The organism is Flavobacterium sp. HJ-32-4, assembly GCF_022532105.1.
Taxonomy (GTDB): domain Bacteria; phylum Bacteroidota; class Bacteroidia; order Flavobacteriales; family Flavobacteriaceae; genus Flavobacterium.
The window spans coordinates 2,576,171-2,602,659 of sequence record NZ_CP092832.1 but is presented as its reverse complement, the minus strand read 5'-3'; the positions used below and the strand labels follow the sequence as shown (position 1 = coordinate 2,602,659).

Sequence of the window (26,489 nt, the reverse complement as noted above, 5' to 3'; positions counted from 1 at the left end):
GGGTATGGGGTATTAGGTATTGGGTCTTTGGAAATTCCTCTTTCTTCTTGTCTCTTGCTTCTTTCTTCTTTCCTCTCGCTTCTCTCAACCCCGCTTATGACTCTCCGGTTTCAACGCCTTCTTCATCCCTTCTACCATCTTGCGTTCGGCGGTTTTTAGGGGATAGAGGTGGAATTTTCCTGTACGATACGACAGTGGGATATCGTCTGCTTCATATCCTTCATACGCCTGCGCGTGGCGGACGAAGGCCGGATCGAGCAACAGGGGTTTACCCAGTGCGACCAAATCGGCACGACCGTTGAGGATGATGGTGTTGATCTGGTCAATGTCGGTGATGCTACCCGCCGTTATCGTCGGTACGTCCGCTTCATGACGGACCACATCGGAGAACGGCACCTGCCACATCCGCCCGGTTTGCGGTTGCTGGTAGGACACCGTGTTCCCGGTCGAAACATCGATAAGGTCCGCACCGGCTTGTCGGAACGCCCTCGCAATCGCTATTGCATCCGATTCCGAAAGTCCACCTTCCGCCCAATCACTCGCCGAAAGCCGCACCGCGAGGGGTTTATCGTTTGAAAACGCTTCCCGCACCGCTTTCATGACCTGCAACGGGAACCGCAGTCGGTTTTCGGGTGAGCCACCATACCCATCGGTGCGCTGGTTCGTCAACGGAGAAAGGAAGGAGGCCAGCAGGAAACCATGATGGGCCTGTAGTTCGAGCAGGTCGAAGCCTGCCGCGTCTGCATTTCGGGCGGCCTGGGCAAATTGGGCGGTAATTTCGGCCATCCCTTCCTCGGTCAAGGCTTCCGGAACGGGCAGGTGATCGGCGAACGGAAGGGGTGAGGCAGCGACCAGTGGCCACGGATGTTCCAAGGGTTGGTTGGCGCCTTCCCACGGTTTCCGCACCGCTCCTTTGCGACCGGAATGACCGATTTGGATGCCTATTTTCGAAGCCGACTGCGTATGCACGAAATCTACGATCCGTTTCCAGGCGGCGGTTTGTTCTGGCGTGTACAATCCCGCGCAACCTTCCGTAATTCGTCCGGTAGGGGAGACGGCCGTCATTTCAGCGATAATCAGTCCAACACCGTTCACCGCGCGGCTGCCGTAATGCACAAAATGCCAATCGCCCGGGAGTCCGTCAACAGCCTGGTATTGGCCCATGGCCGACATTACAATCCGGTTGGGAAGTGTCATCCCCCGAAGGGTAAACGGCGTAAAGGCAGGCGGTGTGCCCACATTGGTACCGTTTTGGGCATGGAATTCGTCCATCACCTTCTGCGTAAACGACGGGTCGCGAAGCTGCAGGTTTTCATAGGTTACTTTCTTGGCACGCGTCATGACGCCGAATGCGAATTGGTAGAACGGCAGGTCGATGTAGCGATCCATGTGTTCGAACCAATCAAGCGACACATTGGCGGCATGCTGTATGATTTCCACGCGACTACGGCGGCTCTTCTCGTATTGGGCAAAGGCGGCCTCACGGTCGGTCGGATGCGCCAACACCGCGTCGGAAAGCGCAATGGCACATTCCATGGCGAGTTTTGTACCCGATCCAATGGAATAATGTGCGGTCGCCTTGGCATCTCCCAACAACACGATATTGTCGTGGTGCCAGCGCGTATTGGTCACGGCCGGAAACTGCCGCCAATGTGATTTGTTGGTCAACAGCGGATGACCCTGTAATTCCTCGGCAAAAAGCGCCTCCATGCGACGGGCGGTATCGGCTTCTTCGAATACATCAAAGCCAAAGCGGGTAAAGGTTTCGTCGGAACACTCGAAAATCCAGGTGCTGCGGCCTTCTTCGTATTGATAGGTATGGGCCACGATGGGCCCGTGCTCGGTCGTACGGAAAAAATAGGTAAAGGCGTCAAGCGGTCGCGTCGATCCCATCCACACAAAACGGTTACGCTTTAGGTCGATGTGTGTGCCGAACTCCTTTTCGTAACGGCTGCGAATGGCACTTCCAATCCCGTCAGCCGCCACTAGTATATCCGAATCGGCAAACCTTGACAGGTCGTCGACATTTTCTTCAAAGTACAGCCGCACGCCTTCTTCCAGGCAGCGCTGTTGCAACAGTTCCAATAGCGTCCGCCGGGAACAGCCGCAGAAGCCGTTGCCCGTGATGCGCACTACCTCGCCATCGCGGGCGACATCCAGCTCATCCCAATAGGCAAAACTACCGCGAATGAGTTCATAGGAACCCGGGTCACGCGAGAGGAATTCACTCAGCGTTTCGTCCGAGAATACCACGCCGAAACCAAAACTGTCATCGGGCCGGTTGCGTTCGAATACCTCGATTTCGCAGTCAGGCATCGCTTTCTTTGTCAAAATGGAGAAGTAGAGTCCGCCAGGGCCTCCGCCTATCACCTTAATTTTCATAATGTCGGACGTTTAAGGGAGAATATCGCTCCTAATGTAGCATAATTGGATCCGGCCAACCGTGCCACGGGGCGGTATTGGTCGAGATCGATGTGAAAGGATTCTTTCAGGATGGCATCGTGTATGTGAAACCGCAACACTTCGCCGATGACCACCGTAGCGCCACCCGTTTCGTGGTTGCCGATGGGGTAGTGGTGGACGAGGCGGCACTCGAGATGCACGGGACTCGCCGCGACCCGTGGAGGCGAAATGAGGGTGGACGGGAGGGAGGCGATGCCCAACGCTTCGAATTCGCTCACGTCGGAAGGAAAATTAGCGGAAGAAGCGTTCATGGCTTCCACCGTTTCTTCCGTCACCAGGTTGACGACGAACTCGCCGGTGGCCAATACGTTCGCAAGGGTGTCTTTGTTTTGGCCGCCGGGCCGTACAGTCGAAAACATCACATGGGGCGGGTCTTCGCTGACCGCGTTGAAAAACGAAAACGGCGCGAGATTGGCGATGCCGTTTACATCAACGGATGAAATCCAGCCGATGGGGCGGGGGATGACGGTGCCCGTTAACAGTTTATAGACGGCGGAAGGCCCGATTTCAGCGGGATCGAATTGCATACGGCGCGATTTTCTTTCGGCGTGAATTTAGTAAAAAAACCGCGAGGCCCGCCTACAAAGTGTGGGGAAGAAAACGTTTTCGTTGTCCGTTACGGTCGGAACGGCACCTGGTAGAGACGGCTTTGCCCGTTTGCGGTACCGCCCGCCGCATCGATGAGCGTCTGGATGTCAGGGTAATTGCCATCGTTGAGTGTATTGCGCCGGCTGGTGAAGTATAGCACCTGATGGGCCGCGTCGTAAAACGGGCAATACTCCATGAACTTGCTGTTGATTGTCGTACCCAGCGATACGGGCGTACCCCAGGTACCGTCAGTAGCACGGCGGGAGATGTAAAGGTCGCCGCTTCCGAGGCCACCCGGACTGTTGTATTTCGTGAACAACAGGAAATCCTCATCGCGGGAAATAAAGGCGTTGAACTCGAGTCCGTCCGTATTCACCTTTCCCGGCAACAACACCGGTGGTGCATAGGTTTTGCCGTCCCAACGACACATCCAGATATCGTCTTTCCCGGTCCCACCTGGCATTTCAGCGGTGAAGTACAGGTTGCCGTTGGCGGCGACAGACGGATAAAAGCTATTTGCTTCCGAATTCACCGGTGCCCCAACACGGATCGGTGCTGACCAGGAAGTCGTTGGTGTAGCCCGTTCTACATACCAGATATCCATATCCTTGGCAGCGCCCACACCATCCAAAGGGCGGTTGGAAACAAAATAAAGCCGTTTCTGGTCGGGAGACAGGAAGGGCTCCAGGTCGTAATAGGCGCCGGAGAAGGGGAGTAGTTGCGGATTTGTCCAGTTGCCATCCGCTTGACGGGTCATAAATCCGATGCGGGAGAGTTCACCCATCGGACTCTGGACGGAGAAGTACATTTCATCACCGGCATCGGACATGCAAAAGTCGCGAACCGAGGGCAGGTGATCCAACGCGGGATGGACAGATGATACGGTTTGGGCCGATAGGGTCAGGACAGTCATCCTACAAACGATAAAGAAAGAGAAGTACCGGTTCATGTGGTAAAAGGATATCGGTATTCGTGGTTAAAAGCTATAAAACGTTACTTATTTAGTAGAATAATTATATAAAACGAAATTTACGTCCGTAATTTTTTCGATTATCATTTTTATATACTTGCTAAATTGATATATTTATGCAAATTTTAGATAGATGACCATTTCCACCTGCCCAAAATGCCTCGGAACGGATATTGTAAAGAGCGGTATCGTACGCGAAAGACAGCGCTACCACTGCAAATCCTGTCGGTACCATTTCTCGGTTAACAAGGTCGGGAAGAAGATAGACGACTATTACGTGACAAAGGCCCTGCAGTTGTATTTGGAAGGACTCAGCTACCGGGAAATCGAGCGCATCCTGGGGGTTTCGCATGTGACGGTCAGCAACTGGGTCAAGGAATTCCGCATACGGAAGCCCACCCATTCCGATTACCATCCGACGTATAAGATCTTCAACCACAACGAACTGATTGAATTCCTGCGCAACAAACCCAATATGTCGGGTGCCGGCATGATCATTACGGAACTCGGGGATAAGTTCATGCTGATCAAATGGGCGCGTTTCAAAGAGTAAAAACTATCTTCTTTACAAATATATACATCCCATTTTTTTTCGCCATCGGATACGGGGAACTTGGCAGTCAATAACCAACAAAACCGCCGATAATGAAAAAAACAATTCTCATCGCCGCGCTGTTACTCTTTGCGCTGGCGGGCCATTCTCAGGGGTCACCTGAGTATGGCACCGGACTTCGCCTGAATCTGAAGGAGGACGGCAGCAAATACCTTCGCATTTTGGCCTGGAACCAAATCTGGCTCCGCTCAACCGAAATGAACCCCGGCACCTCTATCAACGGCGAAGCGGCTACTCACAGCACCGACATCGGCAACCGGCGTCTCCGCATCCTGCTGCATGCCCAGTTGTCGAAACGCTATATGATTGTCACGCATTTTGGTATCAATAACCAGTCGTTTACGGGCGGAGGCGCATCGGGTTCGTCTGGCACCGGCGGTTACGGGCAGGGGAAAAAACCAGGGATGTTCTTCCATGATGTCTGGAACGAATACGCCGTCGTACTTCCGGAGGAATCCCAGAACTTCAGCCTGTCTATCGGCGGTGGACTCCACTATTACATGGGTCTTTCGCGTATGACAATGGCATCTACCCTCAACTTTCTCAATACCGATTCGCCTATTTTCAGTTGGCCACTCATCGAGAACTCCGACCAGTTCGCCCGGCAAATGGGCCTGTTTGCAAAAGGAAAATACGGCAAGTTTGAGTACCGCGTCAGCTACAACAAACCCTTCGCTACCAACGTTACGCCGGTAGATGTGTCTACCGCCGATCAAGCCATAGCGGTCGACAACAACGGCAACACAGCCTGGTCGAAGGCGGGGTATTTCGAATACCAGTTTCTCGATCAGGAGTCGAACCTGCTGCCGTATAAAGTCGGAAGTTACCTGGGTACCAAACGCGTCTTCAACATCGGCGCCGGTTTTTACAACGCGCCGGACGGCACCCGGACTTCGGTGGCAGGCGTCATCGGCAAACACGACATCAACCTGTATGCAGCCGACGTGTTCGCTGACCTGCCCATTGGCAACAAAGCAAAGAAAATGGCGCTTACTGCCTACGGTGCCTTTTACCATTATGACTTCGGACCCCGCTACCTGCGGAACGTCGGTATCATGAATGTGGGCGTGGCCGACCCGAACTTCACCGGTACCGCTTCCATTTCAGGCGTCGGAAACAGCCAACCGCTCATCGGCACCGGCACCATCTGGTATGCGCAGGCGGGCTTCCTCCTGCCTACATCGAAAGAAAAACCCAAAGTGCGGATACAGCCCTTCGGTGCCTTGACCCTCAAGAATTTCGACGCACTGGATAAAGCGAGCACGCAGTATGACCTTGGAACAAACTTCTATCTCGACGGGCACAACGCCAAAATCACGCTCGAATATGCTGCCCGTCCGGTATACACCGCAAAAGACACCTATTCGCTATACGGTGATTTTATTGTACAATTGCAGATCTATCTATAAACCAATCAAGACCTTACCATGAGCAACAAATCCACAAAGGGTATCTGGAAAGTGATTTCCGCCTCGTCTGTAGGCACCCTCATCGAATGGTACGACTTCTATATCTTCGGAAGTCTGGCCGTCGTCATTTCGACTAAGTTTTTCCCATCCGATAATCCGACAGCCGCCTTCCTGTCGACGCTGGCCACCTTTGCGGCCGGTTTCGTCGTTCGGCCTTTCGGCGCCCTGTTTTTCGGACGGTTGGGCGACCTGATCGGGCGCAAGTACACCTTTATGGTGACCCTGCTCCTGATGGGAGGCGCGACCTTCCTCATCGGCTGTATCCCCAGTTATGAGACGATTGGGTTCCTGGCGCCCTTGCTGGTGTTGTTACTCCGACTCCTGCAAGGCCTCGCGCTCGGTGGGGAGTATGGAGGCGCCGCGACCTACGTGGCCGAACACGCACCCAAAGGGCAACGCGGCTTCTGGACGTCGTGGATCCAAACGACCGCTACGGCAGGACTTTTTGTGTCACTGATTGTCATCCTGATCACCAAAGGGCTGTTGAGCAAAGAGCAGTTCGAAGAGTGGGGCTGGCGTGTGCCGTTTTGGGTATCGATCCTGATGGTGTTGGTGTCCTACATCATCCGTAAAGGCATGCACGAATCGCCTTTGTTCGCGAAAGCCAAGTCGGAAGGCAAAACCAGCACCAATCCGTTGAAAGAGAGTTTCGGCCACAAATACAACCTCAAGTTTGTTTTGCTGGCGCTTTTTGGTGCGACCATGGGGCAGGGAGTCGTATGGTATACCGGCCAGTTCTACGCCATGAGTTACCTGAAGACGGTGATGTCGGTCGATGCGACGCAGGTAGACGGACTCATGGGCATCGCGCTCCTGATGGCCACACCGTTCTTTGTGTTTTTCGGATGGTTGTCGGATAAAGTCGGACGCAAAGCGGTGATGATGTCGGGGATGCTGATTGCCATCGTGTGCTACCGCCCGATCTATAATTCGATGTATAAAACCACTGACTTGTCCCTGAAAACGGAAGTATCATCTAAAATGGAAGCCACCTTCAAAACCCTTGAAGGCACCAAAAGTGATTCCATTTATACCACTAATAAAGCCTTTGCTGACGGCACGACGTCAGAAGAAATCAAGACGGTACACCTCGATAACGGGGTCCGTATAAAAGACGATGCCGGAAAAGATAAGGTGGAGACGAAACTCACAAAAACCATCACATCCTCAGACCGTTGGTGGATCATACTTATGGTATTCATTCAAGTATTCTTTGTCACGATGGTATACGGGCCGATTGCTGCCTTCCTCGTTGAAATGTTCCCCGTGCGGATACGCTATACGTCGATGTCGCTGCCGTATCACGTGGGGAATGGCATCTTCGGCGGACTCTTACCGGCGATTTCCACTTATCTTGTCACTACGGGAAAAGATGCGGGCGACCCGGAATTCTACCTCGAAGGACTCTGGTATCCAATCGGAATCGCCGCCGTTTGCTTTGTGATCGGCATGATTTACCTCGATAAAAAAATCAGTACGTTACACGACTAAAAATAAGCATCATGAACACTATCAAACGAATTGCCGGCGTACTTTGGATTGCACTCGCGGTTGCCGTCGCCTACGGATGTATCACCATTTTCGGGGCCAAACTCACATCCGACAAACAGGACGACCTCGTTTTCGGCATCATCTTGTTCTTTATCCTGATGCCTTTGGTGACACTCGGGCTGGGTATCTTCGGCTATTATGCCCTCACCAACGAGTACAAAGACTAAAAAATAATGCTACTTTGCAGAGCCGGTGTGTAGTGCACCGGCTTTTTGTGTGAGATGAAAAAACGACACGAACAAAAGCTGATCATCATTGCCGTACTGCTGCTGCTGGCCTTCAACATGCCGCTGCTGCCGTTGTTCGGCATCGATGGCGCCATTGGCGGTTTTCCGGTGATCTATGTCTACATCTTCAGCGTTTGGTCGTGTGCGATTTTGGTAAGTTACCTGATTGTCAAGCGATATTATGACTAGCGCCGCACTGCTTCTCATCCTGGCAACCTATGTGGGCCTGCTATTCGTAATCGCGCATTGGGCCGAGAAGCGCGCCTATGTCCGCTGGACGACCAATCCGTATGTCTACACCTTGTCGCTGGCGGTATACTGCAGCGCCTGGACCTATTACGGAAGCGTCGGCATGGCAGCCAAAAGCGGTGTGGCCTTTCTCACGATTTACCTGGGTCCGGTGATTGCCGTGCCCGCCTGGATCATTCTCATGCGACGCATCATCCGGATTGCGAAAGCGAACAAAGTGGCCAGCATCGCCGATTTTATCTCCCTTCGCTACGCCAACAGCCGGTTCCTGGGGGCACTGGTGACACTGGTATGCCTTTTTGCCATCCTGCCATACATCGCATTACAACTGAAAGCAATATCCGAGACCTTTCACCTGGTAACCGGCACCTCACACAGCTCCAACGTATTTTCCGACACAACCACCTACATCGCGTTGGCACTGGCACTTTTTGCTTCGTATTACGGCACCCGCTATGCAGACGCTGCAGAGAAACGACGGGGTATCGTCATGGCGGTGGCGTTAGAATCGGTACTCAAGCTGTTCTTCTTTGTGCTGCTTGGTGGTTACGTGGCTTTCGTGGTGTTTGATGGCTTCGATGACCTCTACCAAAAGGCCCATGTCTTGCCCGACTTCGTTCAGAAGCACTCGGTTGCGGTTTTCCCACAGGCCATCAACTGGTTTTTCCTGTGCCTGTTGTCGTTTTTCGCCATCTTCCTGCTGCCGCGCCAATTTCACATGGCGGTGATCGAAAATAGCCGGGAGCGCCACCTAAAGACGGCTATCTGGTTGTTTCCTTTGTATTTGCTGCTCTTCAATCTGTTCGTCTATCCCATAGCGTGGGGCGGAAACGTCTTGTTCGCCGGTCAATCGGTGACGCCGGATTTTTTTCCGTTGCTCATCCCGCAATTCTTCCACAATAGCACGATGACCGTCCTGGTGTTTCTCGGAGGATTTTCCGCGGCTATTTCAATGATTGTAGCGTCGTCTATCGGGCTTTCCATCATGCTTAGCAACAACCTTGTCATCCCGTATGGACTGCTCGGCCGCCTGAAGCGCGATGGGGAAGGGTGGGACAACCGTCGTATCCTCAACATCCGTAAAGTGTCGATTTTCCTATTGATTACCGGCGCCTTTTGTTTGTATCGTGGCATCATCCTGGATTATGACCTATTTTCCGTGGGACTCGTTTCCTTTGTCATCATCGCACAATTAGCACCTTCTTTCTTCGGGGCCCTTTTGTGGCGAAGGGGATCGAAGGCGGGGGCGATTGCCGGACTCATCGGCGGTTTCCTTGTGTGCACCTATACGTTATTACTTCCTTACATAATTGGCACTACCGGATCCGACAGCACCTTCGTGACTGCGGGCTTTATGGGGATGTCCGGATTGCGTCCGTTTTCCCTACTCGGACTTACGTATCTTGAGCCGGTGCCGCACGCGTTGTTTTGGAGCCTGTTGGTCAACGGCGGACTTTACCTGATCGTATCCGTTAGCTTCAAAGGCAATTACCGCGAACGCAATTATGCCGAGATGTTCATCGATATTGATCGCTATGCGTCGAAGCACGAAAGCGCTTTTATCTGGAAGGGAACGGCGTATATCGCCGACATCCGGAGGGTATTGGTGCGGTTTCTGGGGGAAAATGCCACCCGCCGTGAACTGGCGTTCTTCCGTCGGAAATACGGCACCGATCCCGAGCAGCAACTCGCCGACCCGCGGATGATCAAATTTGCGGAGAACCTGCTCACGGGGCATATAGGCACGGCATCTGCCCGCATCCTGATTTCGAGCGTGGTGAAGGAGGAAAAAGTGCCCCTGACGGAAGTCCTGAAAATTTTGGAAGAGTCGCGCGAGAACATTGTCGTCAACCGCAAATTGCGGGAAGCCTCGGCCGAACTGGAAGCCCTTACCGCCCAACTCCGCGAAGCCAATGAAGAACTGTTGGAGAAAGACCGGCAGAAAGACGAGTTCCTCGACACAGTTTCACACGAGTTGCGCACGCCCATTACCGCCATTCGTGCGGCAACCGAGATCCTCCACGATGATGACGACATCCCGAATGAACTGCGTCGGAACTTCCTGCAGAACATCATGTCAGAATCGGATCGCCTCAACCGCCTCATCAATAAAATCCTTGATCTTGAGAAGTTTGAATCAGGCAAACAATCCCTTGATTTGGCACCGCATCTCATTTCCGACGCGCTCTCAGAAGTTCTGGCCCAACTAAAACCGATAGCGGATGCGAAAGGCATCCTGATAGAAGTCGACATCGCCACCACGCGCCCTGTTCTGTATGACCATGACCGTATCGTGCAGGTGCTGATGAACCTCGTATCGAATGCGTTGAAGTTTTGTCGGGAAGAGGGGGGAAGGATTACCATCACCGCTAGCAGCAAAGACCAGGCGTTGGAAGTAGCCGTCGCCGACAACGGAAAAGGGATCGCGCCCACCGACCTCGACGCCATTTTCGACAAATTTTACCAGGTGAAGCACCAGAACCTGCGGAAACCGGAGGGCAGCGGACTCGGGCTCGCCATCTGCCGAAAAATCATCGATCACCACGGCGGACGCATTTGGGCGGACAATCGTGAAAATTCCGGCGCCTTGCTTACCTTTATACTGCCTGAACCCACCGAACATGAAAAAGATACTCATCGTTGACGACGAGCCTAACATTGTAATGTCGCTTGAATATGCCTTCCGGAAACTTGATTTCCAGGTATTCATTGCACGTGATGGGGAAGAGGCACTTGACCTGCTGGCCAACCAGTCCGTAGACGTCGTCATCCTCGATGTCATGATGCCCAAAGTCGATGGCTACCAAACCCTCGAAGGCATCCGCAACGCCGACCACCTGGGTCATACCAAAGTCATTTTTCTCAGCGCCAAAAACAAAGCGTCCGACATCGAAAAAGGACTGGCGCTTGGTGCCGATCTCTATCTGACCAAACCCTTCTCGGTCAAGAAGTTGATAGAATCGGTACAGGCATTGCTACCTTCCGATAGTTAGTATAGTTATTTTGCAAAGTATAGTCGAAATTTGTCCCGATGGGCGGGCATATTTACTACATTGCGTCCATAACCAACCAAAACACCAGCGGCCATGAGCTACTATAAAATACCCAACCTCGAACAGTATTTCAAACACTACAACAAATCGGTTCGCGAGCCCCGCAAATTTTGGGGACGTATCGCACAGGAAAACTTTAACTGGTACCAGCCATGGGAAAAGGTCGTCGACTTTGACATGCAGGAAGCCCGTTTCGAGTGGTTTACCGGTGCGAAAGTCAATATCGTCAAGAACTGTATCGACCGGCATCTGGCGCGGCGCGGCGACAAAACCGCGATTATTTTCGAACCGAACAATCCCGACGAACCGGCGCAGCACATTACCTATAATGAGTTGTATGTGCAGGTAGCGAAACTGGCCAATATTCTGCGCGATTGCGGTATTAAGAAAGGCGATCGGGTATGTATTTATTTGCCGATGATTCCCGAATTGGCGTATGCTGTATTGGCCTGCGCCCGGATCGGTGCCATCCACTCGGTCATTTTCGCCGGATTTTCGGCTTCTGCCGTGGCCTCCCGTATCAACGACTGCGAAGCCCGGATGGTCATCACTTCCGATGGCGGCTTTCGGGGTGAAAAAACGATTGACCTGAAAGGTATTATCGACGAAGCCCTCGAAAAGTGTCCGACGGTCGAAACCACACTGGTGGTAAAGCGCACGAACACACCGGTCAAGATGAAGGAAGGCCGCGACCAATGGCTCGAACCGCTAATGGACGAAGCTATAGGTAACAACGTAGCAGAGATTATGGATGCCGAAGACCCGCTGTTCATCCTGTACACATCCGGTTCGACCGGTAAGCCGAAAGGCATGTTACACACGACGGCCGGCTATATGGTTTACACTGCGTATACCTTTAAAAACGTCTTTTCCTACGAAGAGAATGATATTTTCTGGTGTACGGCCGACATCGGATGGATTACCGGGCACTCGTATATCTTATACGGACCCCTGCTCAACGGCGCCACGACTGTTATCTTCGAAGGTGTACCGTCGTATCCCGATTTCAGCCGCTTCTGGCACGTCATCGAAAAACACAAAATCACGCATTTCTACACCGCGCCGACCGCCATCCGATCGCTTGCAAAAGAAAACCTCGAATACGTACAACCCTTCCCTCTCAAGAGCTTACGCGTGATCGGTTCGGTAGGCGAACCCATCAACGAAGAGGCATGGAATTGGTACAACGACCACGTCGGAGGAAAACGCTGTCCGCTCGTCGATACCTGGTGGCAAACCGAAACAGGCGGTATCATGATTTCGCCGATCGCCTTTGTCACGCCGACCAAACCGACGTATGCCTCCCTGCCGTTGCCGGGTATACAGCCGGTACTGATGGACGAACTGCGCAATGAAATCGAAGGGAATTCCGTAACCGGAAGCCTGTGTATCAAATTCCCGTGGCCGTCGATGGCACGCACCATTTGGGGTGACCACCAACGGTTTAAGGAGACGTATTTTTCGGCCTTCCCTGGGAAATACTTCACCGGTGACGGTGCGTTGCGCGATGAAGTCGGGTACTACCGCATCACCGGACGGGTAGACGATGTGATCATCGTATCCGGACACAACCTCGGAACCGCACCGATCGAAGACGCCATCAACGAACACCCGGCTGTGGCGGAATCGGCGATCGTCGGATTCCCTCATGACATAAAAGGAAATGCGTTGTATGGGTATGTTATCCTCAAAGAAACAGGGGAGAGCCGTAACCAGGACAACCTTCGCAAAGAAATCAACCAGATGATTTCGGATCACGTCGGGCCTATTGCCAAACTCGACAAGATCCAATTCGTATCCGGGTTGCCGAAAACACGTTCGGGCAAGATCATGCGTCGCATCTTACGGAAAATAGCGGAAGGGGATTTCTCCAGCTTTGGAGACACGTCCACACTGCTCAATCCCGAGATCGTTGACGAGATCAAGGACGAACGCATCTAACCATAACCATTTACAAACGGAAAAGGCGGCTACGAAAGTGACCGCCTTTTTTTATGGGAAGGAATCGCACTCAGATTTTAAGCTGTAAACGCGATTTGAGTTTCAGGAAAAGCAGGGCCACCGCATACGCATCTTCCGCGGCGGATACCCGTTCGGATACCGGAATCTTAAACTCCGCACAAATATCGTCGAGTCCGAAATGGCGACCGTCGTTAAGGTCTTTCCATTTGCGGTACATGACTTCTATATCCAGCGCTTCGTTCTTGAGTCGCCCGGCATGGATGCGGTCCAACGCTTCGTTCAGCATCTCCACATCGAAATCGACCCGGTGGCCGACCAACGTCGCATTCTCGAGGTATTCAATAAATTGCTGTATGGCCTGCGGTTCCACGAGTTTCGGTAACTGGCTCTCGACGATGAATTCGTTCGACAGGCCATTGTCGTGGTTAAAGACGTATTGCAACAGCACTACTTCGAAATTATCGCCTATCAACACCTGGTCGCCTTCAATGGCCACCGCACCGATGGAGACAATCACATCTTTCTTGTAATCGGTGCCCGTAGTTTTGGTACTGAGCGCCACGATACGGGTCGGCTTCTCATCGAATTTCGACAAGTACGCCCGCCAGAAGTCAGGATAATCTTTGTTGATATTCTTAAGCCAGTCGAGCATCATGAAAAATACGTAAGCTGGAACTTGTGTTTCAGGATTTCTTCAAGGTCTTTCAACGGAAGGAAGCAGTTTTTCAACCGTTCGCGATCGTTTTTCGACAGCTCCTCAATCGAGATAAACTGCCCGTTCGTGCCGTTGCGTAAGCCATTGACCGCACGGAATTTCTGTAAGGTCTGGAAAGCCTCCGCCGCATTCTGGTAGGCATCGGTGTACTTGGATTCCGTCATCGCCAATTGGCGGAAACGGGCAAAGGTATTGTTGATGCCTTTGATATTAAGGCTCAGCGACAACACCCGCGCCATATCGGCGTAGATCAGCAGTCCGCGGTTTTTGATATCGAACAAATCTTTATGCGGACCTTCTTCCTCTACAATAAAATTCTTGAAAAAGCTCAATGGCAACGGCCGTTTCAACGCTTCCGTCGCGAGCAGTGCAAGGAATTTCTTGTTTTTCGTATGACGGAAAATGACTTCCGTAAGCGCTTCTTCCAATGAGGTTTCGCCATACGCCAGTTCGTAATCGAAGAAGATGGCATGGCTTGATTCGGCTTTTGAACCCGGATTCGTCATCCATTCTTCGTATTGCTGGAGCCAGTCGGAGAGCGAACGGCACCACAACGGATTACCCGCCACGATACCATCCGGTGACGGCGCGTATCCTACTTCCTCTAAAATCTGGTCGGTACGCTTTGCGAGACGAAGGAAGTAATCTTTGACTTCTTTGTATTTCTCCGGCGCCACATCCTCAAAAACCAAAAAGCTGTCCTGGTCGGTGAGCAGCAACTGTTCCTTCCGGCCCTGGCTACCGACAATCAGCCATGAGAATCGGGCAGGAGGGGAGCCAAAATCCAGGACGGCCAAATCGATCGCCCGTTTCACCAACGCGATATTCACCTCGCCGGCAATATTGCTGATATGCGACAACGGGATTTTATTGTCGATGGAAATCCGTATGAAATCCGCCAGTTTTTCCCGAAGTTCTTTCAGTTCGGAAGGGGCTGCCGCGCGTTTGATCTCTTTGATCAGCACACCCGGGTTGTTCGCCTGAGCGGCAATCAGGTCATGTTGCGACACCACGCCCCGTATCGGCGAACGTTCGGAACCGTCAATCGTCACACAAAGAAACGAGACGTTGTGCCGGAGCATCGCTAATTGGGCTTCCGCCAGCGACAGGTTCTCGGGTACGGTAATGACGTTTGAGGCCATGATATTTCGGACTTCCGTCGTGGCGGGAAACCGTCCGGTAGCGATTTTAGCGCGTATGTCCGCATCGGTGATCCATCCCAACGGCATGTTCTTTTCCTGCACGATCGCGCAGCCCGTCAGGTTATCCGTCATTTGCTGCGCCACCTGTTGCACCGGATGTCCGGGTGAGACCAATAGCGGCGTCCGATTGTAATCGAGCGATTGGAAGAACTGGATTTCGGTCGTGCCATCCGTCAGTTGCACACTGTCATTCAGCAGTTTTCCTTTTCCCGCCGTAACCGTTCCGCGCGCCGTGCTGGCGAAACTCTGCAGCAGGAAGTCCAAGACCTCCGCATTCGTCAGGGCAAACGGGCGAAACGAATCGATGGGAATGGCGTAGACGATGCTTTCCTCGCGCGCCTTCGCCGTCATCATATAATTATTCTTGGCAAAAAACGGGCGCAGGCCTAGAATATCGCCGGGCTCGCAGCGGTTCAGGAGTGTTTCCTCCGCATCCGAAATGGTAAAAAGATTGATCACGCCTGACGCCACTACATAGAAATAGGCATGCAACGCATCGTTGATCTGGAAAATCATCTTGTTCTTTTCGAGACTCAATACGCGCACATCCGCGGCGACGCGCAGCAGCTCGTCGTGGGTAAGGTAGTTGAAGGGCGGATAGGCTCCGAGGAAATCGGCTATCCGTTCGGCAACGCTGTTTTTCATATGGTGGGAAAGGTCTAAAAGTACGCAAATAAAACGGTAGGCGCAATAGGAAACCGCGAATAACAAGACGGTAAATTCTTGGGAAGTGCGCGGGCATTTGCGTACCTTAGGGCACCTAAAACCCATTATCATGACACTTGTAAAAGCATATGCCGCCTACGACGCCCAAACGCCATTACGCCCGTTTGAACTCGACCGCGGCGAACTGAAACCCCATCAGGTACGAATCGATATCCTATATAGTGGCGTGTGCCACTCTGATTTACATACCGCCAAAGGCGACTGGGGCCCCGCCATCTATCCTTTGGTGCCTGGCCACGAAATTGTCGGACGCATTACGGAAGTCGGCGCTGCCGTTACCAAATTCCGCGCAGGCGACCTCGCCGGTGTCGGTTGTTTCGTCGATTCGTGTCGCCAATGTTCGAGCTGTAAGGCAGGAGAGGAGCAATACTGCGACGAAGGCCCGACCTTTACCTACAATAGCCTTCAAAGAGGCACTGGCGCACCGACGTACGGGGGCTATTCAACTGCGATCCAGGTAGACGAGGAGTATGTGGTAAAAGTCTCTGACAAACTCGACCTCAAAGCCGTAGCACCGCTGTTGTGTGCCGGCGTCACGACCTATTCGCCACTTCGCTACTTAAAGGTAGGAAAAGGGCATAAAGTAGGGGTGTTGGGACTCGGCGGACTCGGGCACATGGCCGTGAAATTCGCCGCTTCGTTCGGGGCAGAAGTCACCATGCTCAGCGGTTCACCTTCAAAAGAAGCGGACGCCCGGTCGCTCGGCGCCCACCATTTTGCGTTGACGAGCGATCCGGCTAAAATGGCGGCACTCGCCAATACGTTCGACGTCATCATCGATACGGTGGCCGCCAACCACGACCACGCCGCCTATGTAGCGCTGTTGCGGAAAGGGGGCACCCTGGTGATTCTTGGATTACCATCGGAACCGGCCCACATCCCGTCGTTTTTGCTCGTGCCAAAACGCCGTAAGATTATGGGAAGTATGATCGGCGGTATCGCGGAAACCCAGGAAATGCTCGACTATTGTGCGGAACACGGCATAGTGTCGGATATCGAACTCATCAACATGGACTATATCAACGAGGCCTATGAACGTATGGTGCGCAGCGACGTGAAATACCGCTTTGTGATTGATATGGCTTCTTTAAAACAATAAGACATGGACTTCAACGAACGGCTTGCCTCGCTATTTATCGCAGAGAATGAGATCCCGGAAGCCTTCCGGATCGACGAAGTGCGACAGGAGTATTTCCTTTTAGACGGAACCATGCGCAAGTGGGACGGGCCGTTCCAGGATGTGCTATCACCGGTTTATATAAAAACTGATAAAGGACTGCAAAAGAAGAAAATAGGAAGTTATCCTGTTTGCACGGAGGCCGAAGCCGCACAGGCACTCGAAGCCGCCGTGGCCGCCTGGAACGACGGCAGGGGAGACTGGCCGACCCGCAGCGTCGAAAACCGCATTGCCTGTGTCGAAACCTTCACCCGGAAGATGATCCAGAAGAAGGAGGAAACCGTCAAACTCATCATGTGGGAAATCGGGAAATCACATGCCGATGCTACCAAGGAATTCGACCGGACGGTTGCCTACATTTACGCCACCATCGACGCCCTGAAAAACCTCGACCGCGAGGCTTCGGGATTTGAAATAACGGAAGGCGTGGGGGCACAGATACGGCGTTCGCCACTTGGAGTGGTACTTTGTATGGGACCATACAATTACCCTCTAAATGAAACGTTTACAACATTGATTCCCGCATTGATAATGGGGAATACCTTGTTATTCAAACCGCCGAAATATGGTACCTTACTACATTATCCATTGCAGGAAGCGTTCCTGGAAAGTTTCCCCAAAGGCGTCATCAATTTCCTTTACGGTCGCGGCAGCGATATCATACCGGGGTTGATGCACTCGGGGAAAATCAATGTGTTGACGCTCATCGGATCAAGTAAGGTAGCAAACGAACTGAAGAAGCAACACCCGAAAGTGAACCGTTTGCGGGCGGTACTCGGACTCGACGCGAAAAACGCCGCCATCGTCACCGGAAACGTCGATATGTCATTGGCAGTGAAGGAGATACTGGCCGGAAGCCTGTCGTTTAACGGACAACGCTGCACGGCGCTTAAGATCGTGTGGGTGCACCGCAGCAAGGCCGACGAGTTTCTCGCAGCCTTCAGCGCCGCCATCGCTGCCTGCAAGTTTGGCCTGCCATGGGAACCGGATGTGATGTTCACGCCGTTGCCGGAGGCCGAAAAAATCGACTATCTCAACGATTGTGTGGCCGATGCCATCGAAAAAGGCGCCAAAGTCGTCAATGAAAACGGCGGTCGCTCACAGGAATCGTTTTATTATCCGGCCGTGGTTTATCCGGTCAACAGCGACATGCGGCTGTACCATGAAGAACAATTCGGGCCGATTGTGCCGGTCGTTCCATACGACGACTGGGAAGAAGTACTGCAGTACCTGATTGATGCGAAATACGGACAACAGGTAAGCGTGTTTACAAACGACGCCACGGAACTCGGCCAGATGATTGATCCGCTGGTCAACATCGTCAGCCGCGTCAACGTCAACAGCCAGGCGCAGCGCGGACCCGACGTGTTTCCGTTTACCGGACGCAAAGACAGCGCCGAAGGAACGTTGTCAGTTACCGACGCGATACGATCATTTTCGATCCGTTCATTGGTGGCCTTCAAAATGAACGACACCAACACCAAACTCATCAACGAAGTAGTGGACGGTGACGGGTCCAATTTCCTCAGCACAAAGTTTATTTTCTAATACGACAGGGAGCATACCGTTCCCTGTTTTGAAAAATTCTATTTTACATAATATAAATTATAGTTTGATAAGAGATTCCAAAATACCGCGGAATTCCACGTTTTTCAAGGTTTCAACGACATCCGGGGCTGTATATCGAAATCTACACGATTGACCGAAAAATGACGATCAGAGTCCTTTCTTTTAATTCACGAACTAATTTTACCCACCACGACAACGATATAATTTCCCGACAATAACTAAATTTAGCATCGATTAATCCGGCCGTCTGGCCAAAGGTTTGACTCTCTAAATGGATACACAACATTCCGACGACGTCCTCGGCCGTGCCCGCGTCACCGACACTCCAGAACTCGAAGCGTATTACCGCGAACTCGAAACGCTCGGCGCCGGCGCTCTCTGGACGGTCGCCAACGACATCGAACCCTGGGAACCGCGCACGTCGTCAATTCCGATGCTTTGGAAATACAGCGATCTACGCGAGCTCGTGCTCAAATCATCCGAACTCGTAACGCCCGAACAAGCCGGCCGCCGCGTCGTATACCTCGTCAACGACAAACGCCGCGATGTCAGCGCAGCCGTCGGCTGGCTCTACACCGGCATCCAGGTCACGCGCCCCGGCGAAAGCACGTCGGCCCACCGCCACCGCGCATCGGCCCTGCGGTTCATTATGGAGGGCGAACGCGGTTATACCGTGGTAGACGGACACAAAATCATGCTGGAAGTCAACGACTTCGTCATCACGCCCAATTCGGCTTGGCACGAACACGGTGTGGAGGAAGGCGGCAAAACCTGCATTTGGCAGGACGGACTCGACATTCCGCTCGTAAATGCCCTCGAAGCCAATGATTACGCGGTTTTCGATGGCAAACAACCCCTCGTGGCACCGGTTAATTACCTGCCGATGAGCTACTCCGGAGCCGGCATCGTACCCTCGCAACATGTGTGGGACAAGCCGTATTCACCGCTCTTTAAATACGCGTGGAAAGACGTATATCCCGCATTGCTCAAAGCCGCTGAAGTCAACGAAGGATCGCCTTTCGACGGCATCATCATGCGCTATACCAACCCACTCACCGGCGGCCACGTCATGCAAACCATGGGCGCTACCATGCAGTTACTGCGCGCTGGCGAACACACCAAAGCCCACAAACACACCGGCTCATTCGTCTACCAATGCGCCAAAGGCCACGGCTATTCGATCATCGGCGGCAAACGCTTCGACTGGCGCGAACGCGACATCTTCTGCGTTCCGTCATGGACGTACCACGAACACGTCAACCTGTCTGATTCGGAAGACGCCTGCCTGTTCTCGTTCAACGATTTACCCACCATCGAGGCCCTCGGACTCTACCAGGAAAAAGCCTATCCGGAAAACGACGGTTACCAGATTTTGGAAGCATGATCCCGCTGTCCGCTATAGCCCTTCGCCGATCAGGCGGCCCTGCAGCGGTCTGCGAACGCTTCCGTTGGTCGCGCCCACAGCCCGGCAAGGCCAGCCTTCCGTCATCAGGGGCTGCCGCTCCCATCGGGGCTAGGCCGTATACCCAGCTTCAACTACCGACTACTGACCACTAACTCGTAACTCCTCCCTCCCAACTCCTAACTCATGAAATTCTCCACTTTCCAACTCCAGTCCAAAACCCACGTCGGCCTTGTAGAAACCGACATCGTGATATCGCTCGAATCACTCGGCAACAAACTGGGAACCCCGTTTCCGTCTACCCTGCTCGAGATCATCGACGGCGGTCCGGAAATGTTGGCTTCCATTGCCGCGGCCCGAAAAGAACTCAACGAGAACCAGCTGGCCGCGATGGCTGTGCCCTTGGCGGAAGTCACGCTGCTCGCCCCTATCCCACGTCCGCGTAAGAATATCATCGGTATCGGGTTGAACTACACCGAACACGTGGCCGAAAGTGCCCGCACCCTTGATACCTCAAAAGAATTGCCGCAACAACCGGTGATTTTTTCCAAGCCACCCACGGCGGTGACCGGCACCAACACCTTTATTATACACAACCCAAAACTCACCCAACAATTGGATTGGGAAGTCGAATTGGCCGTCGTCATTGGGAAAGGCGGTAAATACATTCCGAAAGACCAGGCCCTCGACCACGTGTTTGGCTACACCGTCATCAACGATATTTCCGCCCGTGACTGCCGTCGCGCCGGGCAATGGATCGTATCGAAAGGCCAGGATACCTTCGCGCCTATGGGGCCCGTGCTGGTAACAAAAGACGAAATTCCCGATCCGCACAACCTGAACCTGTGGCTGACGGTGAACGGTGTCGAGAAACAACGTTCCAACACCAAATTCATGCTGTTCCGCATTGCCGACCTGATCGAAGACCTGAGCACCGTCTTCACCCTCGAACCCGGCGACATCATTGCCACGGGAACACCTGCCGGAGTCGGCGCCGGCCGCGACCCACAGGAATGGATGTGGCATGGTGACGTGGTGGAAGCCACGGTGGAAGGAATTGGTACTATCACCAATACAATCAAAGAGTTAGGAAGGTGAAAAATAGCTGGTATTATTTCTGGATGGTCTTTTCTGCGGTTGGCCTTGGGCTTTTTTTCGGCCTGATGGTGTTTACGCTGATTATGGGCCTAAGTGAAGAGAACTTCAGCTTTACTTTGGCGTTCCTACAATCATTACAGATTTCCTTCGGAACAGCCCTTCTTCTCGGCCTGATCAATATCTTTGCCCGCTTCGATTTTACAAAAAAGAAAGAACAACCGTGAATACAGCACCTAAAAAATACCGCATCGGGCAGATCGTGCCCTCTTCGAACGTCACCATGGAAACCGAGATCCCGGCGATTTTTCGCGCGCGGGAGACCGTGTTACCTGAGCGCTTCACCTTCCACTCCAGCCGGATGCGCATGAAGAAAGTCACCAAAGAAGAACTCGAAGCCATGGACGCCATGAGCCTCAAATGTGCCCTCGAGCTCTCTGACGCCCACGTCGACGTGATGGGCTACGCCTGTCTGGTCGCCATCATGAGCATGGGCCGCGGCTACCATTGCGTGTCGGAGGTCAACCTCCACCAGGAAACCGTGGCGAACGGCTTCCCTACTCCAATTGTAACCAGCGCCGGTGCGCTCATCAATGGACTTACAACCCTCGGCGCCAAAAAAGTGGCCGTCATCACGCCCTATATGCGCCCCCTCACCGACCTCGTGGTCGATTATATCGAACACCAGGGGTTTGAGGTCGTCGACTCCATCGCCCTTGAAATCCCCGATAATCTGGAAGTCGCGGCCCAGAATCCGATGAACCTCCTCGAAATCTACAAACGTCTTGACCTGACCGGCGTTGACGTATTGGTCGCCTCGGCCTGTGTGCAGATGCCGTCGTTAGAGGCGATTGACCTGTTGGAACAAGCCACGGGTCTCCCGGTTACATCAGCCGCCGTGTGCACCACCTATGAAATGATGAAAAAACTCGGCATCGAAGCCAAAGCACCTATCGGCGGTACGCTGCTCAGTGGCCGGTTTTGATCAAACGCCACGGTAGCGGTTTGCGTTAGGGACCGCAGCGGCAGCCCCTTGCAACCGAAGGCCTGGCGACGCCGGCAAACGGGGCGACCAACGGAAGCCGCGGTGCGCCGATGCGGCGCCGCCTGAGGTAAAAGGGCTATAGCGGAGGGCCAGGCCCGTGCCTGCGGTTATTTCCCAACGAACTGCGAAAAGCGAAGCGTTGCATGGAAATCAATGCGTTATCGACACGGGCAACGCCCAAAATTTACATTTCCAATACATTTCCGTAACGTTTTTCTTCGAATTATATAACGATTCTCCAAAATGGTGTAAGGCGTTCGCGCCTAACTTTGGGCAACTTTGTGACACAACCTAAAGCCACTACAAATGGAAGCCACATTCAACTACGAAGACGACATGGAGATCATCCGCATCAACGATGACACCGACTACGACAATCAGTTCGATTTCGATTTCGACTACGACCCTAATGAAATGTACTATGCGCTTCAGAATGATCCGGAATAATGTGACGACTGCGCAGTATTACGTCACGAAGTACAGCAGTTACCTTATAGCGCTGTTAAGTTAGCAGCCCGCAGTGCATGTGTGTTCGGCACCATGCGAAAAAGCCCTTTGGTTGAGACTGGAGGGCTTTTTTAATTAGCGAATTAGCGAATGGGAAAACGGGTTAATGGTGGAATTATCAAATTGGCGAATGGGTTCTTTGGCGTATGATAAAATAAAATAACTGGATAAGCGCTAATGATTGGTGGAAGAACTAGCGAGAATTAGCGAATGGGAAAATGGGTTAATGGTGGAATTATCAAATTGGCAAATGGGTTCATTGGCGTATGAGAAAATAAACTAATTAGACAAAGATGTGTTTATTGAAAGGAATGAATACCGAATCGGTCACAGGCGGGAAAACTGACACAGTTCGCTGAAGTTTCCCCATGTACACCATCATGCCACTTCACCCCGCAGCGGCTAAGTACCTCTCGGGTCTGCTATCTTCTATTGCCGCAAGTTCTTTCCTAAACCCCAAACCATTCAAGTCCGGTTAGAACGCATCCATTCGCTAATTCCGTCGTTCGCTAATTCCTTCATTAGTAAATACTTAAACTCCAAACCGCCCCCTACGCGTCCCGTGAGAAAGCATCCCATTCGCTAATTGCTTCATCAGTAAACCCTTAAACTACAAACAGACCCCTGCACGTCCCGTAAGAACACATCCCATTCGCTAATTCGCTAATTCCCCCATTCGCTAATTCCCCTTCAACCGCGCCATCAACGCCTCCAAATTCACCGTCGCGAACGACGAACTGTGGTCGGATAAGCCGTACGGAATGATCAGTTCGCCATTATGGATGATCGAACCGCAGGAATAAACGACGTTCGGCACATAGCCTTCGCGCTCGTCAGGGTTGGGAGTGATCAAGGGGTCGTTGAGTCGGCCGATCTCGATTTCGGGGTTTTCCAGGTCGAGTAAGGCCGCACCGATGGTGTAGCGGCGCATCGGGCCGACAGCGTGGGTCACGACCAACCATCCATCCGGCGTTTCGATGGGCGAGCCGCAATTCCCCATCTGCACGAACTCCCACGGATGCTCAGGGGTTTGGATCCGGATGGGGTCTTCCCACACGTTGATGTTGTCGGAATACATGATGTAGTTGTTCCAGCCGTCGATGCGCGACAGCATGCAGTATTTGCCACGGATCTTACGCGGAAAAAGCGCCAGGTTTTTGTTTTTGGCGCCGGCGCCGTTGAGCGGACTCGTCTTAAACGAATAGAAATCATAGGTTTTCAGCAGCTTCGGCATGATGTGGTAGCCGTCATAGGCTGTGTACGTGGCGTAATAGACCGTGGCGCCGTTTTCACGGGTAAACTTGACAAACCGCGCGTCTTCGATCCCTTTGCTTTCCAAATCGGAGATTGGAAAGATGACGCGGTCGCTGATGTCGGTGTCGCGCGAGAAGGTGATTTTGCGGTAACTATCCGACAATGCGAGTATAAGGTTGTATTGGGCGAGTATCTGCGGGTCATTCGTTTCCGCTTTCTCCGCCAGGACAATCTTTTTCAATGCGTCGTAATCAAACGTTTCCCCCAGGTTTTTATCGACCGCATCCAGGAACTCGTTGTTGATGCCCTCATCCGCGCCAATCTTCAGAAACAATTTCTTTTGGTAGACCGCATTGCGCACCCGTTCGGCTTCGTCGATATAGAGTCCGGCCGGTTGTACCTGTATATCGTTATGCCGGTCGATCACCGCACGTCGGAACACCACAGAAGATACGTGCCCCTCTCCCACCGCGCGGAAACTGATGATGACGCGCAGTTGGCCTTCCTCCAGGTTATACTGGTCGGGATCTTCTACGATGGATGGATTGAAAAACGCCGCCGATTCAATCGAATATTCATGTGTGAAATACGATCCGATCAAAAGACGGGTGAATTCATCAAGGGCGTCGGGCTTCGCGCCGGCCATTTCGATATACGGCTTCACCCGCTCACAATGACGGTACAGTTTATGGGTAATGTTACGGTGGCGACGGGAAAAATCCTGCAGCAAGGGCGATACAATCCGAAACACTTCCTCTTTCGGAAGCGCCAGTACTTTTTGGATCAGGGCCACCGCCCGTTCTTCGCCGTTAAAGAAAAAGCGCGCGATGACGCGCCGTGAATCAGGACTGACCTTTACGTTTTTACGTACGATGGAAATTCTCATGGAAAAATGGGTACTTGGGCTTTCTTCTAATGTACCACTTAATCCCCAAAAACACTTCGCAATTCGTGAAATTTTAGTATTCCCTAAACACTTCCGAAATACCGTTGGTTATTTTATAAGTATAGGCTTATAAATGTGTAACACAACACATTCCTCCAAACCAGAAATTTGATAACGAATGTACTTACGTCAAGTTTCAAAACCCAAAACGCAAAACTTCTAACTCAACACTCCTTCACATGAACGGCTTCTTCAAATCTCTCATCGCCGGCTACGGCGCCTCAAAACTCGGCGGTGGATGCCTCGGCACCATCATTGTATTCGTCATCATCTACTGGCTGTTGGGCCAGTTCTAAACACCACGCGTATGCACACAGACAAAAACCGTGAAGACTACACGGAAAACCAGAACCGGCACGATTTCGGGGCTTCGGACCCATATGGCAAAAACAGCGACTTCGATGCGGAAAATGAAAGTACGGCCTCCGACGAAAAGACGGATCCCACCGGACCGCTCGATGCCCTTATCGGTCACGACGACGATGATTCACTTACCACCGACGAGCGCCACGATGCGGATCCGGCGGCTACAAAGCCTGACCAACGCACCGGGCCAGACGATGTAGCTCGTTAACCAGGAGAAAAAAGCGGAGATACTTCCGCTTTTTTTTGGTCCTGACTAAAATACCGAAGCCCGGACAAGTGTCCGGGCTTCGGCGTATTAAAACAAAACAAAACATGATTCCAAAATCAACTGAAGAAGAAAGCTTCTTCATCGGCGCCCAGGTTCGGGTAATAGCGATACACCCGAATAACCTGCCGTATCATTTCCTTGATGCCCTCCATCCCATCCGGTTTATTGAAGTAGATGTTGGCGCCTTCGTCAAGTATCTCCTCAACCTGTTCCTCCGAACCAAGATTCGAATAGATGGCGATACAGACAGTGTCGAATTTCCGACTGCTTCGAATGTCGCGCAGGCACTCCCAACCCGACTTCTTCGGCATATGCAGGTCAAGGAACAAAATATCCGGAAGTGCGTCGGCCTTGTGGAGATACCCCATGAGATCGAGTCCGTCTTTCACCGTCGAAAAGTCTGATGTCAAGTCCATTTCCTCCAATGCAGTTCGAAAGAAATAGCGGTCGTCACCATCGTCGTCGGCAAGCAGTATACGGATGTTGGCACTTTCATACATGATTCACGTCCGTCAGGGTTTTGCTTCCGTTCTTTTACAAATTTGCTATTATGTACGGATTTTCTCCTTACACGGTTCTACGACGTTGTTACAGGATTTTCGAATCGGATGTTTTTTGTACATTTCCGCCAACCTATTTTCTTTACCATGGACAACGCTCCTATTCGTATTTCAACCATCGCTCCTGCTTCACTGACGGAAGTATGGAAACGATGGACCAGCCCTGCCGACATTATCAATTGGAATAATGCCTCACCGGATTGGCATACCCCCGAAGCCGATAACGATCCTGTTGTCGGAGGACGCTTTCGCTTTCTTATGGCGGCCCGCGACGGCAGTGTGTCGTTTGCCTTTTGCGGAACCTACACCGACGTAGAAGCGCCTACCTATCTCGCGTATACCATCGATGATGGCCGACGGGTGTCGGTGCGTTTTTCGGAAGTAGCGGACGAAACGGAAATCGTCGAAGAGTTCGAACCCGAAAACGTAAACCCACGCGAGATGCAGAAAATGGGCTGGCAGGCCATACTCGATTCATTTAGCCGATATGTCGCCGAACTTGCATAAAAAAA

General features: G+C 52.4%; 25 protein-coding genes. 18 read left to right on the top strand and 7 right to left on the bottom strand.

Features of this window, described 5'->3' with window-relative positions; genetic code table 11:
- Positions 1 to 84: 84 nt before the first annotated feature.
- The 3 genes from MKO97_RS10970 to MKO97_RS10960 all read right to left on the bottom strand — a co-directional run bounded on the left by MKO97_RS10970 (position 85) and on the right by MKO97_RS10960 (position 3,964).
- On the bottom strand, positions 85 to 2,382 hold the full coding sequence (locus MKO97_RS10970; protein ID WP_241103266.1) for an FAD-dependent monooxygenase: 2,298 nt from the start codon (positions 2,380 to 2,382) through the stop codon (positions 85 to 87).
- Entirely contained in the window at positions 2,379 to 2,990 is a 612-nt protein-coding gene (locus MKO97_RS10965) for a flavin reductase family protein (RefSeq protein WP_241103265.1), read from the bottom strand. The genes MKO97_RS10970 and MKO97_RS10965 overlap by 4 nt, the downstream gene beginning before the upstream one ends.
- An 89-nt stretch (positions 2,991 to 3,079) precedes the next feature.
- A complete protein-coding gene (locus MKO97_RS10960; RefSeq protein ID WP_241103264.1) occupies positions 3,080 to 3,964 on the bottom strand; it encodes a hypothetical protein in 885 nt (294 codons plus the stop codon).
- Between the two features lie 190 nt (positions 3,965 to 4,154).
- On the opposite strand from MKO97_RS10960, the gene MKO97_RS10955 reads away from it, so the two are divergent.
- The 8 genes from MKO97_RS10955 (at position 4,155) to acs (ending at position 13,124) form a co-directional block, all read left to right on the top strand.
- Entirely contained in the window at positions 4,155 to 4,574 is a 420-nt protein-coding gene (locus tag MKO97_RS10955) for a helix-turn-helix domain-containing protein (protein WP_241103263.1), read from the top strand.
- Between the two features lie 92 nt (positions 4,575 to 4,666).
- Complete coding sequence (locus MKO97_RS10950) at positions 4,667 to 6,043, top strand: porin (RefSeq protein ID WP_241103262.1); 1,377 nt, start codon at positions 4,667 to 4,669, stop codon at positions 6,041 to 6,043.
- Positions 6,044 to 6,061: 18 nt separating this feature from the next.
- Entirely contained in the window at positions 6,062 to 7,594 is a 1,533-nt protein-coding gene (locus MKO97_RS10945) for an MFS transporter (protein ID WP_241103261.1), read from the top strand.
- Positions 7,595 to 7,605: 11 nt separating this feature from the next.
- Positions 7,606 to 7,821, top strand: a complete 216-nt coding sequence (locus tag MKO97_RS10940) for a DUF6814 family protein (RefSeq protein ID WP_241103260.1) — start codon at positions 7,606 to 7,608, stop codon at positions 7,819 to 7,821.
- Between the two features lie 54 nt (positions 7,822 to 7,875).
- Positions 7,876 to 8,070: a hypothetical protein gene (locus tag MKO97_RS10935; protein ID WP_241103259.1), complete on the top strand. Its 195-nt coding sequence runs from the start codon at positions 7,876 to 7,878 to the stop codon at positions 8,068 to 8,070.
- On the top strand, positions 8,063 to 10,774 hold the full coding sequence (locus MKO97_RS10930) for an ATP-binding protein (protein ID WP_241103258.1): 2,712 nt from the start codon (positions 8,063 to 8,065) through the stop codon (positions 10,772 to 10,774). The genes MKO97_RS10935 and MKO97_RS10930 overlap by 8 nt, the downstream gene beginning before the upstream one ends.
- On the top strand, positions 10,752 to 11,123 hold the full coding sequence (locus tag MKO97_RS10925; RefSeq protein WP_241103257.1) for a response regulator transcription factor: 372 nt from the start codon (positions 10,752 to 10,754) through the stop codon (positions 11,121 to 11,123). Before MKO97_RS10930 ends, MKO97_RS10925 begins: the two co-directional genes overlap by 23 nt.
- Before the next feature lie 93 nt (positions 11,124 to 11,216).
- The gene (gene acs / locus MKO97_RS10920; RefSeq protein ID WP_241103256.1) at positions 11,217 to 13,124 is read left to right on the top strand and encodes an acetate--CoA ligase; all 1,908 of its coding nucleotides are present in this window, start codon (positions 11,217 to 11,219) and stop codon (positions 13,122 to 13,124) included.
- Between the two features lie 70 nt (positions 13,125 to 13,194).
- Here the strand turns inward: acs and MKO97_RS10915 are convergent, their stop codons facing one another.
- Positions 13,195 to 13,800: a PolC-type DNA polymerase III gene (locus tag MKO97_RS10915; RefSeq protein WP_241103255.1), complete on the bottom strand. Its 606-nt coding sequence runs from the start codon at positions 13,798 to 13,800 to the stop codon at positions 13,195 to 13,197.
- Complete coding sequence (locus MKO97_RS10910; RefSeq protein WP_241103254.1) at positions 13,797 to 15,707, bottom strand: DUF294 nucleotidyltransferase-like domain-containing protein; 1,911 nt, start codon at positions 15,705 to 15,707, stop codon at positions 13,797 to 13,799. The genes MKO97_RS10915 and MKO97_RS10910 overlap by 4 nt, the downstream gene beginning before the upstream one ends.
- A 130-nt stretch (positions 15,708 to 15,837) precedes the next feature.
- On the opposite strand from MKO97_RS10910, the gene MKO97_RS10905 reads away from it, so the two are divergent.
- From MKO97_RS10905 to MKO97_RS10870, 8 genes are all read left to right on the top strand, one after another.
- Entirely contained in the window at positions 15,838 to 16,887 is a 1,050-nt protein-coding gene (locus MKO97_RS10905) for an NAD(P)-dependent alcohol dehydrogenase (RefSeq protein ID WP_241103253.1), read from the top strand.
- Positions 16,888 to 16,890: 3 nt separating this feature from the next.
- Positions 16,891 to 18,513: an aldehyde dehydrogenase family protein gene (locus MKO97_RS10900; RefSeq protein WP_241103252.1), complete on the top strand. Its 1,623-nt coding sequence runs from the start codon at positions 16,891 to 16,893 to the stop codon at positions 18,511 to 18,513.
- A gap of 292 nt (positions 18,514 to 18,805) precedes the next feature.
- Positions 18,806 to 19,918 carry a cupin domain-containing protein gene (locus MKO97_RS10895; RefSeq protein ID WP_241103251.1) on the top strand — a complete coding sequence of 371 codons (1,113 nt, stop codon included), beginning with the start codon at positions 18,806 to 18,808 and terminating at the stop codon, positions 19,916 to 19,918.
- Complete coding sequence (locus tag MKO97_RS10890) at positions 19,915 to 20,091, top strand: hypothetical protein (RefSeq protein WP_241103250.1); 177 nt, start codon at positions 19,915 to 19,917, stop codon at positions 20,089 to 20,091. Before MKO97_RS10895 ends, MKO97_RS10890 begins: the two co-directional genes overlap by 4 nt.
- 31 nt (positions 20,092 to 20,122) lie before the next feature.
- Complete coding sequence (locus tag MKO97_RS10885; protein WP_241103249.1) at positions 20,123 to 21,034, top strand: fumarylacetoacetate hydrolase family protein; 912 nt, start codon at positions 20,123 to 20,125, stop codon at positions 21,032 to 21,034.
- Complete coding sequence (locus tag MKO97_RS10880) at positions 21,031 to 21,258, top strand: hypothetical protein (RefSeq protein ID WP_241103248.1); 228 nt, start codon at positions 21,031 to 21,033, stop codon at positions 21,256 to 21,258. The genes MKO97_RS10885 and MKO97_RS10880 overlap by 4 nt, the downstream gene beginning before the upstream one ends.
- On the top strand, positions 21,255 to 22,016 hold the full coding sequence (locus MKO97_RS10875) for an Asp/Glu racemase (protein WP_305879414.1): 762 nt from the start codon (positions 21,255 to 21,257) through the stop codon (positions 22,014 to 22,016). The genes MKO97_RS10880 and MKO97_RS10875 overlap by 4 nt, the downstream gene beginning before the upstream one ends.
- A gap of 366 nt (positions 22,017 to 22,382) precedes the next feature.
- The gene (locus MKO97_RS10870) at positions 22,383 to 22,523 is read left to right on the top strand and encodes a hypothetical protein (RefSeq protein ID WP_241103247.1); all 141 of its coding nucleotides are present in this window, start codon (positions 22,383 to 22,385) and stop codon (positions 22,521 to 22,523) included.
- A 739-nt stretch (positions 22,524 to 23,262) separates the two neighbouring features.
- Here the strand turns inward: MKO97_RS10870 and MKO97_RS10865 are convergent.
- Positions 23,263 to 24,723 carry a glycoside hydrolase family 130 protein gene (locus MKO97_RS10865; RefSeq protein ID WP_241103246.1) on the bottom strand — a complete coding sequence of 487 codons (1,461 nt, stop codon included), beginning with the start codon at positions 24,721 to 24,723 and terminating at the stop codon, positions 23,263 to 23,265.
- 367 nt (positions 24,724 to 25,090) lie between these two features.
- Here MKO97_RS10865 and MKO97_RS10860 point away from each other — a divergent pair, with 367 nt between their 5' ends.
- Complete coding sequence (locus MKO97_RS10860) at positions 25,091 to 25,357, top strand: hypothetical protein (protein ID WP_241103245.1); 267 nt, start codon at positions 25,091 to 25,093, stop codon at positions 25,355 to 25,357.
- Between the two features lie 116 nt (positions 25,358 to 25,473).
- Here MKO97_RS10860 and MKO97_RS10855 read toward each other — a convergent pair whose 3' ends face one another.
- Positions 25,474 to 25,917: a response regulator gene (locus MKO97_RS10855; RefSeq protein ID WP_241103244.1), complete on the bottom strand. Its 444-nt coding sequence runs from the start codon at positions 25,915 to 25,917 to the stop codon at positions 25,474 to 25,476.
- A 147-nt stretch (positions 25,918 to 26,064) separates the two neighbouring features.
- On the opposite strand from MKO97_RS10855, the gene MKO97_RS10850 reads away from it, so the two are divergent.
- Positions 26,065 to 26,484: an SRPBCC domain-containing protein gene (locus tag MKO97_RS10850; RefSeq protein ID WP_241103243.1), complete on the top strand. Its 420-nt coding sequence runs from the start codon at positions 26,065 to 26,067 to the stop codon at positions 26,482 to 26,484.
- Positions 26,485 to 26,489 lie beyond the last annotated feature (5 nt).